Source organism: Arthrobacter sp. LT660, from assembly GCF_056172845.1.
The window spans coordinates 2,915,219-2,928,596 of record NZ_CM149651.1 but is presented as its reverse complement, the minus strand read 5'-3'; the positions used below and the strand labels follow the sequence as shown (position 1 = coordinate 2,928,596).

Below are 13,378 nucleotides of genomic sequence, written 5' to 3'. Positions count from 1 at the left end.
GCCGGGGTTGCGCGGTGGCGGAGCGCTACCCGGGGAGGCTGCCCGCGCTCCCGAGGTGCGCGGCGCGTCCGGGCTCGGGAACCGCGCCCTGGCCGGGAAGCGGTTGGCACTGCGGGCACCAGAAGAGGTCCCTGCCGGCGAGGTCGCGGTTGTCGTCGAAGACCGCGGCTCGACTCGCGCCCCCCGCGCGCCCCCGGTTCACCGCGGCGACGGGCTTGCCGAGCGGCGAGTCCGGACCGAAACGCTCGTGGACCACCGGATCCGAACAGCGCAGGCACGGCTCCCCGCCGCGGGCGAACACTGAATAGGGCGAATCGAGCGTGGCCGGCGTCGTGCTGCGCATCGGCCGGTCCTTGTTGGCTTCCATCAGCTTGTGCGCGAGGTCCACGATCCGCGCGAGGTCCTCGACCTCGCCCACGGGCGTGCGGGGGTTGGTGCACGCGAGGAACAGGATCTCCGAGCGGTAGACCTTTCCGAGCCCGGCGATCAGCCGCTGGTCCAACAGCGCCAGCCCGATCGGGCGCTCGGGATTCGACGACAGTCGGCGCTCGGCCTCGGCCGGGTCCCAGGAGTGCCCCAGCGGATCCGGACCCAAGTGGCCCACGGCCTGCGGCTCGTCGCTGGTCCGGATGACGCGCATGTACTCGAGATCGAATCCGACGGCTTGAAAAGCGTCGTTCCTCAGGACGACGGACGCCTTCACGGCGGGGGTGCGCGAACGCTCGCCGGTCGCGTAGACGTCCCACCGTCCCATGACGGCCATGTGGGTGTGGATGCTGACATCGGCCACGCGGATCAGCAGGTGTTTTCCGCGGGACACCGCCGAATTCACCCGGCAACCCGTCAGGTCGAGCGTGCCGTATCCCGGGAGCCTAAACTTGTTGGTCTCTATGATCCGTCCCGCCAACGCCGCGTCGAGTCGGCGGGCCGCCTGGTAAACAACGTCTCCCTCAGGCATTGACGCGTCACATCCTTCGTTCCCCGTTGGTCTAACCGCATATCCCTTACAGTGTAAACCCGAGGCGTCCCGGCGCCTAAATAATGTCACCAAGTCGTTATATGTCAACGAAGTGGACTGAAAAGCCGCAAATCTCTCTGTGGGCGGCCCGCGGCATACGATCGACGGGTGAAAACCACGCGACGCCGGATCCATCCGGCCTGGACCGTCGCCGCGCTCATGCTGCTCGCGCTCGTTGCCGGCGCGGGATTCCGGTCCACCACCGGCGCCCTGTTCGAGCCGTTGGAGTCCGAGTTCGGATGGACTCGTTCGGCCACGAGCCTGGCCGTGACGCCGAATCTGGTGGTCTACGGCCTGACCGCTCCGTTCGCGGCCGCACTCGTGGAGCGCGCCGGCATCAAGCGGGTGGTCCTGGCCGGCCTGGCGCTCACGGCGGTCGGCAGCGGCCTGACGGTCCTCATGACCGACAGCCATGCGGCGGCATGGACGCTGGCCGCGGTCCCGTGTTGGTTTGCCGCGGCGTCCCTCTTCTGGCTGCGCCGCGCCCCGCGCAGCGAGGAGCCCCGCGAGGAGCGGCTGCCGGTGTCCAGACCGCCACCGCGTCGGCTCCCGCCGCCGGCGCGCCCCGGCGGGGCCGGCGCTACAGCGAAACCAGCGCCTGGATCGGTGTGTGGTCCGACGGCCAGCGTCCGCCCTTGGTCCAGGTGCTGATCGCCGCGCTGTGCACCCGGACGTTGCCCGGAGTGGCGAGCAGCCAGTCGATCCGCGTGCCCCCCGCCGTCGGTTCCGCGTAGTTCGGGAACGTTCCCCACTCCCCGCTGACCCGCTTCTCCGAGGCCAGCCACGAGTCGGCGAAAACGCCGGAGTCCACGAGCGTCGCATAGGCGGCCGAATCGCCCGCGACCGCGTTGAAGTCCCCGGTGACCAGCATCGGCACGGCGGGGAATCGCTCGGCGACCTCCACGATCGCCTTCGCGCCGTTCGCCCGGGCGGAATCCGACTGGTGGTCGAAATGCGTGTTGACGGCCACCAGCTCGCGTCCGGTGTTCTTGTCCCGGAACCGGCCCCACACCACCACGCGGGTCACGCTGTTGCCCCAGGTCACCGAGCCGATGACGTCCGGTGTGTCGGAGAGCCAGAACTGGTCCCATTCCAACAGTGCCAAGCGCTGCGCATTGAAGTAGATGGCCGAATACTCTCCACGGTTTCCGCCCTCCCGCCCGTAGCCGATGGAACGGTAGCCCGCCGGCAGTCCCGCCTCGACCGCCGCCAACTGGGTGAACTCCGCCTCCTGCACCCCCAGGATGGTGGGCTGTTCGACGCGTAGCAGCTGCTCGACCAGCGGGGCCCGCTCCGGCCAATAGTCCGGCTGACCGGGTGCGGTGCCGGCACGGTCGTAGCGGATGTTGAAGCTCATGACGTGCAGCATCTCACCTCCGGCGGGGCCGATCAGCGGCGCGCTGCCGCCCCATTCGGCCGCGGCGGCCGCGGGCGTGGCGCCGGCTCCGACGACGGCGGTCGCCGCCAGTGCGCCGATCCCGGCAACGGCTCGGCGCCGCGAGATGGGGTGGTTCAGGACGTTGCTCACGGGTGTCTCCATTCGTGCCGGCCTCGCTGGTCCCATCGATTCTCGGCACGGCACGTGAACCCAAGGATGCGGCCATGCAACGCCCGGGCCAACTCTGGCCGAAGGCCCGGCCCCGGAGTAGGCTCGCGCCCACCGACGCGGTCACACCTAGGCACGGATCGGAGCCCGCCATGACCTCCCTTTGGCTCGACAGGAAAGCACCGCCCACCACGGACGCGTTCGAGCCGGAGGCCCGGTACGACGCGGTCGTGGTCGGCGCCGGCCTGACCGGGCTCACGACGGCGCTGCTGCTGGCCCGCGCGGGGCTCGGCGTCGCCGTCCTGGAGGCCCGCACCATCGGCGCCGTGGCCACCGGCAACACCACGGGCAAACTGTCGCTGCTTCAGGGAACCGTGCTGTCCGGCATCCGCAAACACTTTTCGGCCAAGGTCGCGCGCGCCTACGTCGAGGCCAACCACGAGGGCCAGGCCTGGCTGCTGCGCTACCTCGAGGAGCACCGGGTGCCCGTCCAGCGCCGGGACGCCTACACCTACGCGCATTCGGCGTCCTCCGCGGACACCCTGGACAAGGAACTCCGGGCGTGCCAGGAGGCTGGCCTCGACGTGATCCTGACGCACGACGTCGCCCTGCCGTTCCCGACGCACGCCGCCCTTCTGCTCGCGAACCAGGCGCAGATCCATCCGGTGGACGTCCTGGACACGCTCGCCGCCGACCTGCGGTCCCGCGGAGTGCGCATCGTGGAAGGCGTCCGCGTGCACGACGTCAAGGCGGGCGACCCCGCCGCCGTCGTCACGACGCGCGGAACCGTCCACGCCAACCACGTGGTCCTCGCCACGGGCACCCCGATCCTGGACCGCGGGCTGTACTTCGCCAAACTCGAGGCGTCGCGCTCCTACGCGGCGTCCTACCGGGTCCCCGGGGCGCCGTCGAGCATCCCGTCCGGCATGTACCTGTCCGTGGACGACCCGGGGCGCTCGCTGCGCACGGCAATCGTCGGCGGCGAGGAACTGCTCGTGGTGGGCGGCAACGGCCACCCCGTCGGGCGCGAGGCGGACACCGCCCGCCTGGTGGCGGACATCGACGAATGGACCGCGCGCCACTTCCCCGGCGCGGAACGCACACACCGCTGGTCGGCCCAGGACTACCGCAGCGCCAACATGGTTCCTTTCGTCGGGCGGCTGCCCCGCGGCGGCGGAAAGATCCACGTGGCCACCGGGTACAACAAGTGGGGACTCGCCAACTCCGTCGCCGCCGCCCTCACGCTCAGCTCCGACATCCTGGGCGGGCACGCTCCCTGGGCCGAATCGCTCCACCACCGCGTCACCGGCCCGGCCGACCTGGCCGAGGGAGTCAGGATGAACGCGGGAGTGGCCGGGCACCTGGCCGGAGGGTGGCTCAAGGCCGGCAGCGGTTCCGTCTCGCGCGGCACCGCCGCCGTTCCCGAGGGCGAAGGCGTGGTCGGCCACCACGGGCTCAAACCGGTCGCCGCCTCAACGGTCGGCGGCTCCACGTGCCGGCTATCCGCCGTGTGCACCCACCTGGGCGGGATCGTGACGTGGAACTCCGCCGAGAAGTCCTGGGACTGCCCGCTGCACGGGTCGCGCTTCTCGCACACCGGCGAGCTGCTCGAGGGACCGGCGACCCGCGACCTGGAGCCGTTCGGCGGCGCGGCTCCGAGGCCCTGACCCGGCTACGCCCGGCCCTTGAGGATGAGGTGCCAGTAGATCTTCGGGAAGACATGGCGGTCCATGATCCACTGCCAGCGCCGCTCCTTCGCCATCCGCAGCAGCGGGATGCTGGGCATGGGCCGGTAGTCCGCGCCGAACTCCGCGAAGAACGCCGTCCCGCGGCTGAGCGTGAACGGGCACACCGAGTACCCGTCATAGCGGCGGGTCGGGCCTCCGCCGTCCAGTACCGACTTCAGGTTCTTGGCCAGCACCTTCACCTGCTTGCGCAACGCCCCGCCCGACTTCGAGTTCGGCGTCCCGGCCGCGTCGCCGAGAGACCACACGTTGGGGAAGCGCGGGTGCCGCAGGGTCTGCGCGTCCACCTCCACGAAGCCGCCGTCGTCGCCGGCCGCGGGCAGTTCGCTGGACTTCAGCCAGTCCGGCGCCGATTGCGGCGGGACCGCGTGAAGCATGTCGTACGCGATCTCCTCCCGCCCGCGGGGGCCGTCCAGCACCACGGTCCCCGCGCTCGCATCCACGGTGGCCAGAGCGGTGCCGGTGCGCAGCGTGATGCCGTATTCGGCGATCTTGCGCTCCAGCTCCCGGTCCACGTCCGGCATGCCGAACACTGTGGGCGTCGGCACCACCAGCACGACGGCGATGTCCTGCAACACCCCGGCGGCACGCCAGTAGTCGCACGCCATGTAGGCGATCTTCTGCGCGGCCCCGGAGCACTTCGCCGCGCCGGGGGGCTGCGTGAACACCGCCGTGCCGGAGCGGAGCCCGCGGACGAGTTCCCACGTCTTGGGCACCAGTCCGGCGTCGTAGTTGGACGTTCCGCGCGGATCGCCCATGGCGTCCCTCAGCCCGGGGACGTCGTCCCAGTCCAGCTGCAGGCCCGGGCACACGACCAGGTGCCCGTAGCGCACCAGCCGGCCGTCGGCCAGCCGCACCGAGTTCTCACCGGGCACGACGCCGGCCGCCTCTCCCCGGATCCAGGCCACGTCCCGCGGCATCACATCCTCCTGCGGGCGGACGGCCTCGCGCATCTGGGCGGCGCCGGCCCCGATGTGGGAGAACAGGGGCTGGAAGTGGTGCACCGCCTTGGGTTCGACGACCGCGATGCCACCGACCCCGTAGCGTCCCAGCCGCGCCGCCAGCGAGATGCCGGCGTTCCCCCCGCCGAGGATCACGATGCGGTGGTATTCGGTAGTGGTTTCCATCGGTACCCTTCCCTCGTGCCGTCGCCCGGAACCGCGGCGTCCGAAAATGCCTAGTGCTTCCGCCCGAAAATGAAGTACGCTGCTGGGCCCAGCGTGTTGACGAACGAGGCCGCGACCCACGCGAGCTTCGGACCGTTCACGCGATCCGCCGGACGGCGGACCAGGTCACGGATCGCCAGTGCCTGCAGCGACACCTGGATGACTCCCGCGACCACCAATCGGATCTTGTCCGGGGTGCTGATTTCGGACCACTTCTTCTTTGCCTTTTTGGCCATTCCCGTTTCCCCTGGTTGTCGGTGACTCCTGAGCTGACTATTGATCCAGTATCCACCGATTCGGCCGTGCGGGGTACCGGACGGAACCCAAATGCGGGACGCTGGACGCACGTACACGGCACCCCAGGGAAAGGACCGCACGAGATGGCCAAGCACCCCACCGGCCCGCTGGTGCTCGGGCCCATGCTCCGCCACGTGGACACCACCACGGCCAGCATCTGGGTCGAGACCCGGGAGGCGGGCACCGTCGCGGTGCGCGCCGACGGGAACGAGTGGGCAGCCCGGACGTTCGGCGTCCACGGCCACCACTACGCGCTGGTCGAGGCCCACGGTCTGGAGCCGGGCACGGAGCGGCCGTACGAGGTGCTGGTCGACGGCGCAAAGGCGTGGCCGGACGACGACGGATTCCCCCCGCCCGTCATCGCCACACTCGAGCCGGGGCGTCCCCTGCGGCTGACGTTCGGTTCCTGCCGCACCAGCGTCCCTCACGACAAGCGCGGCAACCGGACCCACGGAGTCGACGCCATGCGCGCCTATGCCCTTTCGCTGGCCCGGGCCGAGGCGGGGACGCGCCCCGACCTGGCCCTGCTGCTCGGCGACCAGGTCTACGCCGACTCGACCAGCGCCGAGATGCGGGACTTCATCCGGGCCCGGCGCGACATCCGGAAGGCGCCCGGACCGGAGTTGAAGGACTACGAGGAGTACGCGCACCTCTACCAGTTGGCGTGGTCCGATCCCGCCAACCGCTGGCTGTTCTCCACCATCCCGACGGCCATGATCTTCGACGACCATGACATCCGCGACGACTGGAACGCCTCGCTCTCCTGGAAACGGGCCATGGCGAAGACGTCCTGGTGGCACGGCCGCATCGTCTCCGGCCTCGCGTCCTATTGGGTCTACCAGCACCTCGGCAACCTCTCCCCCGCGGAACGCGCGCGGGACGAGGTGTGGCGCGCCATCGTCGCCCACGACGGACCGGACGAGGTCGACGTCGGGGCCGTCCTGGACGCGTTCGCCGAACGGGTCGACGGCCAGCCGGCGTCCTACCGCTGGAGCTTTTGCCGCGACTTCGGCGACATCCGCCTGGTCATGGTCGATTCGCGCGCCTCGCGCGAACTGGAACCCGGGGCGCGGTCCCTGCTCGATGCCCAGGAGATGGATTGGCTCGACGGCAAACTGCGCGGCGGCTTCCGGCACCTGTTGATCGGCACGTCGCTGCCGTTCCTGCTGCCCCCGGGCCTGCACCACCTGGAGGCGTGGGACGAGGCCGTCTCCAACGGCGCCTGGGGACGCGCAGCGGCGTGGGTCGGCGAGCGCCTGCGCCGCGCGGTCGATCTGGAGCACTGGGCGGCCTTCCAGAACAGCTTCCAGGAGGTCGCCTCCATGGTGACGGACGTCGCCGACGGGCGCCGCGGGACGGCGCCGGAATCCGTGGTCTTCCTGTCCGGCGACGTGCACTTCTCCTACGTGGCCGAGGTCGAACGGTCGACGGGCAGCCGAATCCTGCAGGCCGTCTGCTCGCCCGTGCGCAATCCGCTGCCCCGCGTCCTGCGCTACTTCACCGCGGCCATGGCCTACGGACCGGCCACCCTGGTTGGCCTGCTGATGGCCCAGTCCGCCAAGGTCCCCGACCCGCCGTTTGCGTGGTCCGGGATCGAGGGGCCGTGGTTCGACAACAACCTGGCCACGCTGGAGTCGACCCCACGGGGCCTGCGGTTGCGCTGGGTAACGGGCGTGGTGGACGACGGCGAGGACGACCCGCGCCTGGATCTCGTCGCGGGGGTCGTCCTCGGTCCCCGGGGCGGGGACGGCGCCTAGCGCCCCAGGCCGGCCCGGTCCACGCGCCGGTGGAACCGCATGCCCGCGAGTCCGCCGAGGATCGCGCCGATCAGGGCGACGACGGCGGCAACCAGGAGCCCGAGGAGCGCCGGCAGGAGGTCGGCGCCCTCCGCCATCCTCCCAAAACCGCTGACCTGTTCGAGGATGTTGAAGCGGCTTCCGGCGAGCGTGGCCAGTCCGGCGGCGACCACGGAGATCACCACGGCCCAGCCCCATACGGCGACACCCTGCGCGACACCGTTGAAGCGCGCCATGCGCCCGGCCACGTACCCGCCGCAGTAGTAGGCGACCAGCAGGATGACGCCGAAGACAATCGCGCCGACGAGCGCGGCCCCCTGCGGGTCCCGTGTCGCCTGTCCGGCGACGTCGCTGATGTTCACGGATCCCGTGGCGAAGCCGAACGCGGCGGCGAGCGCGCTGAGGATCACGGCGGTTCCGGTGGCGGTCAGCCATCCGAAGAAGGCGCTGCCGATCTTCACTCCGCCGAATTCCTCCTTTTCCCGCCGGAGCAGCTCGCGGCTGTCCACGACGGGGGCGCCGGCCGGAGCCGCCGTGTCCGCGTAGTCGTCCTCGGGGACGTACTCCCGGCTCCGCGAGAAGGTGTCGTTGTCCGTGTCGCGCGCGGTCGTGTCGCGTCCGGCGGTCGTGTCGTGGACGGCAGTGGCGTCGCCTCCGGCCGTGGTGTCACTGGTCGAGAACCGGGCCGTTTCCGGGTTGGCGTCCCCCGCCCGGTGGGTCGGCGGCCGTGCCGACTCGTCGCTGGTGCTCATCGGTTTCTCCTTTGCTCGGCGTCAGACTGCCAGCGGGATGGCCCGTAAGGCTCCCACTAGGTCAAACACTGTCAGGATGTGCTTCGTTTGTGAAGCGTTGGGCTAGTCGTAGCCGCGGTAGCCGCCCCAGGCGAGACGCCGTTCGCCCCACGGATCCTCCACCACGCGGTCGCGGACGTCGAAGATCCGGACACGGCGACTGTGCTCGTCGTACAGCGGCCAGTCGGCCCCCGGGGCGCCCGTCTGCGCGAAAGACACGAGTGCTCGGCGGTAGCGCAGTCCGAGCGAGTGCGCCGCGTCCCGGCCGCCGGTCATCGTGAAGAAGCGGCCGGCGTCGGAATCGTGGTGCCCGAACAGGGCCGGCACGTCCGTGCCGTGGCCTCCGGCGAGGCCTATGCGCCGGAGCATCGGCGTCTCGAAGTCGAAGCGGTAGTTCCACACGGGCGCATGGCGGGAGTGTCCCTCCGCCACCTGGGTGGTGGGATGCCAGAAGACGGAGTCCCCGGCGAGGTCCACGAGCGCGCCCCCGGCCGGGTAGGTCGGGTACCCGCCGAGCACGCGGGTACGGGCGTCCGGGTCGGCGCGCTCGAACATCCGCTCCATCCGTGCCGGCGTCGTCGGGAGCAGGTTCATGAAGCGGAACAGCGCGCCCTCTTTCACGGTCGTGCCGATTACCAGCGGGACACGGTGCGCGGTTCCGTCCCGGAACGCGTCGATCGGGTAGGTCGGCAGGAGTTCGCCGTCGACGACCGGCGAACAGACCAGTGTTCCGGGGTCGTTGGCCGGGCCCAGCCGCCGCGTCAACCGATACATCGCGTCCACGAGCTTGGGCCAGCTGAGCGTCGCCAGGGTCTCGGCCGCGTGGGAGGAATCCACGCCGAGGATCCCCATGAGGTCTCCCGCCCACCCCGCGTGCCGTTCCCGCGCGTACACCGACCCCGGAAACGGGCTGAGCGCGTAGGCGCGGTGGAACAGCCCCCGCGCGGCGGGAACGGCCATCAGCGTCACCACCGACGTCGCCCCGGCCGACTGCCCGAACACCGTCACGTTGTTCGGGTCGCCGCCGAACGCCTCGATGTTGTCGCGGATCCACGCCAACGCGGCCAGCTGGTCCCGCAGGCCCAGGTTGGACTCGAACGGGTGCCGGTCGTCGGCGTAGCGCGTCACGTCCAGGAACCCGAGTCCGCCGACCCGGTAGTTCGGCGACACGTAGACCACGCCGGCGTCGCGGGCGAACCGGTCTCCCGCGTGGAGCGGGGTCGCCGGGGAACCCATGGTGAAGCCACCGCCGGCGAAACACACCAGCACGGGCCGGGGCGCACCGGCCGGGTCCGCCGGCGCGCTGACGTTCAGGCTCAGGCAGTTCTCGCTGACGGGATGCCGGGCGCGGCCGAACGCGATGTAGCCGCTGTTCTGCGGCGGCGCGTCGCCGAACTCGTAGGCGTCCCGCGTCCGCGCCCACGGACGGACCGGGGCCGGCGCGCGGTACCGCAGCGGACCCTCCGGCGCCTCGGCAAAAGGAATGCCGCGCCAAGACCGCACTCCGTCGAGCAATCGGCCACGCACCGGCCCCGCGGTGGTCGCCACCGTCGTTCCCGCCCCCACAGCGGCCCTTTTCACAGCGCTTCCCCTCGCCTGTTCAATGCCTTCATCCGATCATGGCACCGGCGGTGCCCCGGTGGAATAGCGGGGCGGCGGCCCGCAACTCGCGGCGGCCATTACGGTGGGAGCATGACGACCATCCGCGCGGTGCCGGCCGACACGGGCCGAGCCATCGGTCTCGCGGCCATCCCCGCGGCCTGGACGCTGGCTGGCCCGGTGGCGGCGTCTGTCATGTTCCTCGTCTTCGGCGGACAGTGGGCGCTCCGGTACTACGCGCGCGGCACGGCCGAGGACGTGTTCGGGCAGGCGGTGCTCCTGTGCTCCGGATGGCTCAGCGTGATCGGCGCGTATGCCGCGGTCCCCGCCCTCGATCTGATGGCCCATTTCGCGGCCACCGCCGTCCTGACCTCGCTGGCGTGGGACATGTTGCGCCACCACGGACTGGTGTCTGGGGCCCCGTCCGGCCGGCCGCGCCTGCGCGCCGGCGCGGTCCTCGCCGGAACGTCGTTGGGCGCGCTCTTGTCAGTGCTGTGGGAAATCGGCGAATGGGCCGGATATTCGTTCCTCGCCCCCGAGATCGGCGTCGGGTACGTGGACACGATCGGCGACCTCGCGGCGGCGGTCGCCGGCGCACTCGTCGGCGCGCTCGCGGCGACCGGCCCGGCGGGCGGACGCGCATGACCCGGCTCTGCGTCGTCGTGCCGGTCCTGGACGACGCCGAACACCTCGCCGTCCTGCTGCGCCTTCTCGCGGCCCAGACCCGTCCCGCCAACCAGGTGGTGGTCGTGGACAACGGATGCTCGGACGCGAGCTCGCGGATCGCCCGGACCGCGGGCGCGGAGGTCGTCGTGGAGCCGGCGCGCGGCATCCCCGCCGCGGCGGCGCGGGGCTATGACGCGGCCGACGGCGACATCGTCGTCCGGTGCGACGCCGACACCCGGCCCCCCGCGGACTGGTTGGAACGCATCGCCGCCGCGTTCGACGCCGATCCCCGCCTGGACGCGCTGACCGGGCCCGGAACCTTCTACGACCTCCCGCGCCGGTCCGGCCGGGCGGCCGCCGTGCTGTATGCCGCGGGCTATTTCCTGGGCGCGGGCAGCGCCATCGCGGCCGTCCCGCTGTGGGGTTCCAACATGGCGTTCCGGAGCCGGGTGTGGGAGCGGGTGGGGCCGCTCGTCGCGCGCGACCGCCAGGACGTGCACGACGACCTGGACCTCAGTTGCCGCCTGGGGCCGGACGCCAGGGTGCGGTTCGACGCACGCCTGCGGGTGGGAGTCGCCGGGCGGATGTTCCATTCCCGGGCGGCCGCCGCGCGGCGCTTCCGCCTGGCGGCGCGCACACTGCGGTTGAATTGGACCGAGCTCGGGCCGGGCGGCCGTTGGGTCGCCCGGACCACGAAAGGACGGAAGACATGGAGAGGCAAACGGGCATGAATATCCTGATCGCCGGTTGCGGGGACCTCGGCACCGAGGCGGGGCTGCGTTTCGCGGCCGCCGGACACCACGTCACGGGGTGGCGCCGCAACCCGTCCCGTTTGCCGCAGCCGATTGCCGGTGTCGCCGCGGACCTGACCGGCGAGCTGCCGCCGATCCCCGCCGGGACGGACGTCGTCGTCTACACCCCGGCGGCCGGGGAACGCTCCGCTGACGCCTACCGCAGGACGTACGTCCACGGCCTCGCGAACGTTCTCGACGCGCTGGGGCGGGACGGCGTATCCCCGCGGCGGTTCCTGTTCGTCTCCTCCACCACCGTCTACGGCGACGCGGCCGGCGCAATGGTGGACGAGGACACCCCCGCCAACCCCGCGTCGGCCACGGGGGGCCTCATTCGGGAGGCCGAGCGCACGCTGCACGGCCGCCGACCGGACGGGATCGTCCTGCGGCTCTCCGGGATCTACGGGCCGGGGCGCACCCGGCTGATCGACACGCTCAGGGCGGGCACCGCCGTCGTGCCGTCCGGGTCCCACCCCACCAACCGCATCCACCGCGACGACGCCGCCGCCGCGATCGTCCACCTGACCACATCCGTTGCCGAACCCGCGCCGCTGTACGTGGGCGTCGACGACGATCCGGCCGAGCTGGGCGACGTGCTGCGTTTCCTGGCCGCCGAGCTCGGGTTGCCCGAACCGCGCGTCGGCGAGACGACGACGACGCGCGGCGGGAACCGGCGGCTGTCCAACGCGCGACTGCGGTCCACCGGTTTCGACCTCGCCTACCCGACGTTCCGCCAGGGCTACCGGGCGATGCTCGAAGACAAGGCGGCTCCCCGCCACTAGTGCACGGTCTTCAGCCCCACGACGCCGCCGACGATCATCGCCAGGAACAGCACCTTGAGCAGGGACACCGATTCGACGCCGGTGGCCATCGCGTACGCGACGGTGAGCACCGCCCCGATGCCGACCCACACGGCGTAGGACGTGCCCACCGGGAGCTCGCGCATCGCGTAGGCCAGCCCTCCCATGCTCAGGACCAGCGCCACCACGAAGACGGCGCTGGGGACGGGGCGGCTGAACCCCGCGGACTTGTCCAACGCCGTCGCCCACACGGCCTCGAAGACCCCGGACAACACCAAAACAACCCACGACATGACGGCCTCCCGTGGGCCGTCTTGTCGCACACCGGGTACGGCACCCCTCGTCCGGGGGCCCGCCGACCGGGCCCACGGCCATGGTCGCACGTACCGTCTGCGCCCGCACACCCGCAAGAGATAGAGTCGTGGGTAACGGAAGCTCGCCTAGGTACATGGAGTGAACGATGCGGAAGATGGACTCGCCCGAATACCAGGCGGCGCAATTGGCCAGGATCCACGACGAGAACATCGAGGCCGTCACGCAGTTGTGCGAACAACTCCGTGAGCGGAAACCGGACTTCGGCGTTCCCTATATCGACCCCGTCCACGACGTCGACGAGGCCCGGATTGTCAGCCTCCTCATCGCTCCGGGTGTGGGAACGGCGTCGGGCTTCCTGTCCCTGGAGAACGACGACGACACCGCCGCGCGCCTGGCCGAGGTCTACGAAGCAGCCGGTCTCCAACCCAAGCACGCGATCCCGTGGCACGCCCACCCGTGGGACCTGCCCTCCGGTCAGAAGACGGTCCTGACGCCCGAGCAGGTGCACGACGGGGTCCGGCCCCTGCGCCAGTTCCTCGACATCATCTACCGGGCATCGGCGATCGTCGCCCACGGCAGCGGCGCGCACAAGGTCATGGCCGCGTTCTCCAAGGCCGGCGGCGACCGCATCCTCCGCGAGCGTGTCATCAAGGTCTACAAGGTCGATTCGCCCGGGCCCATGGGCTCCGTCGGCTCGGCAGCCCACAAGAACAAGAAATTCGACGAGATGGTGGCCGCCTACGTGGACGCAATGGGCGGCGTGGGCATCCCCTCCAACCCGCGCTAGGTGTGTATTAGTGGCTACGGGTCCGCCACGTCGAACGTGGCTTCGGGCGCGGGAAGGCCCA

General features: G+C 71.1%; 14 protein-coding genes and 1 riboswitch. Of the genes, 7 read left to right on the top strand and 7 right to left on the bottom strand.

Annotated elements, in window-relative coordinates:
* Positions 1–25 precede the first annotated feature (25 nt).
* Positions 26–958: a DNA-formamidopyrimidine glycosylase family protein gene (locus tag AC0QSG_RS13635; RefSeq protein WP_475375793.1), complete on the bottom strand. Its 933-nt coding sequence runs from the start codon at positions 956–958 to the stop codon at positions 26–28.
* A 168-nt stretch (positions 959–1,126) separates the two neighbouring features.
* On the opposite strand from AC0QSG_RS13635, the gene AC0QSG_RS13630 reads away from it, so the two are divergent.
* Positions 1,127–1,669, top strand: a complete 543-nt coding sequence (locus AC0QSG_RS13630) for an MFS transporter (RefSeq protein WP_475375792.1) — start codon at positions 1,127–1,129, stop codon at positions 1,667–1,669.
* Here AC0QSG_RS13630 and AC0QSG_RS13625 read toward each other — a convergent pair.
* Complete coding sequence (locus AC0QSG_RS13625) at positions 1,599–2,546, bottom strand: endonuclease/exonuclease/phosphatase family protein (RefSeq protein ID WP_475375791.1); 948 nt, start codon at positions 2,544–2,546, stop codon at positions 1,599–1,601. The two genes, AC0QSG_RS13630 and AC0QSG_RS13625, sit on opposite strands and share 71 nt — an antisense overlap.
* A gap of 170 nt (positions 2,547–2,716) precedes the next feature.
* On the opposite strand from AC0QSG_RS13625, the gene AC0QSG_RS13620 reads away from it, so the two are divergent.
* Positions 2,717–4,231, top strand: a complete 1,515-nt coding sequence (locus AC0QSG_RS13620; RefSeq protein WP_475375790.1) for an FAD-dependent oxidoreductase — start codon at positions 2,717–2,719, stop codon at positions 4,229–4,231.
* 5 nt (positions 4,232–4,236) lie between these two features.
* Here the strand turns inward: AC0QSG_RS13620 and AC0QSG_RS13615 are convergent, their stop codons facing one another.
* Together AC0QSG_RS13615 and AC0QSG_RS13610 are read right to left on the bottom strand one after the other, a co-directional pair.
* Positions 4,237–5,436, bottom strand: a complete 1,200-nt coding sequence (locus AC0QSG_RS13615) for an NAD(P)/FAD-dependent oxidoreductase (RefSeq protein WP_475375789.1) — start codon at positions 5,434–5,436, stop codon at positions 4,237–4,239.
* 50 nt (positions 5,437–5,486) lie between these two features.
* Positions 5,487–5,711 carry a PLD nuclease N-terminal domain-containing protein gene (locus AC0QSG_RS13610; RefSeq protein WP_435728223.1) on the bottom strand — a complete coding sequence of 75 codons (225 nt, stop codon included), beginning with the start codon at positions 5,709–5,711 and terminating at the stop codon, positions 5,487–5,489.
* A 144-nt stretch (positions 5,712–5,855) separates the two neighbouring features.
* On the opposite strand from AC0QSG_RS13610, the gene AC0QSG_RS13605 reads away from it, so the two are divergent.
* Entirely contained in the window at positions 5,856–7,529 is a 1,674-nt protein-coding gene (locus tag AC0QSG_RS13605) for an alkaline phosphatase D family protein (protein ID WP_475375788.1), read from the top strand.
* Here the strand turns inward: AC0QSG_RS13605 and AC0QSG_RS13600 are convergent.
* Together AC0QSG_RS13600 and AC0QSG_RS13595 are read right to left on the bottom strand one after the other, a co-directional pair.
* Positions 7,526–8,320: a hypothetical protein gene (locus tag AC0QSG_RS13600; RefSeq protein WP_475375787.1), complete on the bottom strand. Its 795-nt coding sequence runs from the start codon at positions 8,318–8,320 to the stop codon at positions 7,526–7,528. The two genes, AC0QSG_RS13605 and AC0QSG_RS13600, sit on opposite strands and share 4 nt — an antisense overlap.
* Positions 8,321–8,422: 102 nt before the next feature.
* Entirely contained in the window at positions 8,423–9,940 is a 1,518-nt protein-coding gene (locus AC0QSG_RS13595) for a carboxylesterase/lipase family protein (RefSeq protein ID WP_475375786.1), read from the bottom strand.
* A 111-nt stretch (positions 9,941–10,051) separates the two neighbouring features.
* Between AC0QSG_RS13595 and AC0QSG_RS13590 the strand changes: the two genes are divergently transcribed.
* From AC0QSG_RS13590 to AC0QSG_RS13580, 3 genes are read left to right on the top strand one after another with little or no spacing between them, the layout of a single operon-like run.
* Positions 10,052–10,603, top strand: a complete 552-nt coding sequence (locus tag AC0QSG_RS13590) for a DUF2238 domain-containing protein (protein WP_475375785.1) — start codon at positions 10,052–10,054, stop codon at positions 10,601–10,603.
* A complete protein-coding gene (locus AC0QSG_RS13585) occupies positions 10,600–11,355 on the top strand; it encodes a glycosyltransferase family 2 protein (protein ID WP_475375784.1) in 756 nt (251 codons plus the stop codon). The genes AC0QSG_RS13590 and AC0QSG_RS13585 overlap by 4 nt, the downstream gene beginning before the upstream one ends.
* Positions 11,352–12,197 carry an SDR family oxidoreductase gene (locus tag AC0QSG_RS13580; RefSeq protein WP_475375783.1) on the top strand — a complete coding sequence of 282 codons (846 nt, stop codon included), beginning with the start codon at positions 11,352–11,354 and terminating at the stop codon, positions 12,195–12,197. The genes AC0QSG_RS13585 and AC0QSG_RS13580 overlap by 4 nt, the downstream gene beginning before the upstream one ends.
* Here the strand turns inward: AC0QSG_RS13580 and AC0QSG_RS13575 are convergent.
* Positions 12,194–12,508 (bottom strand): DMT family transporter, encoded by a 315-nt coding sequence (locus AC0QSG_RS13575; protein WP_475375782.1) that lies wholly within the window; start codon positions 12,506–12,508, stop codon positions 12,194–12,196. The genes AC0QSG_RS13580 and AC0QSG_RS13575 overlap by 4 nt on opposite strands.
* Before the next feature lie 10 nt (positions 12,509–12,518).
* A riboswitch (guanidine-III (ykkC-III) riboswitch) is annotated at positions 12,519–12,585 on the bottom strand.
* A gap of 99 nt (positions 12,586–12,684) precedes the next feature.
* Here AC0QSG_RS13575 and AC0QSG_RS13570 point away from each other — a divergent pair.
* Positions 12,685–13,317 carry a uracil-DNA glycosylase family protein gene (locus tag AC0QSG_RS13570; protein WP_435728216.1) on the top strand — a complete coding sequence of 211 codons (633 nt, stop codon included), beginning with the start codon at positions 12,685–12,687 and terminating at the stop codon, positions 13,315–13,317.
* Positions 13,318–13,378: the final 61 nt, after the last annotated feature.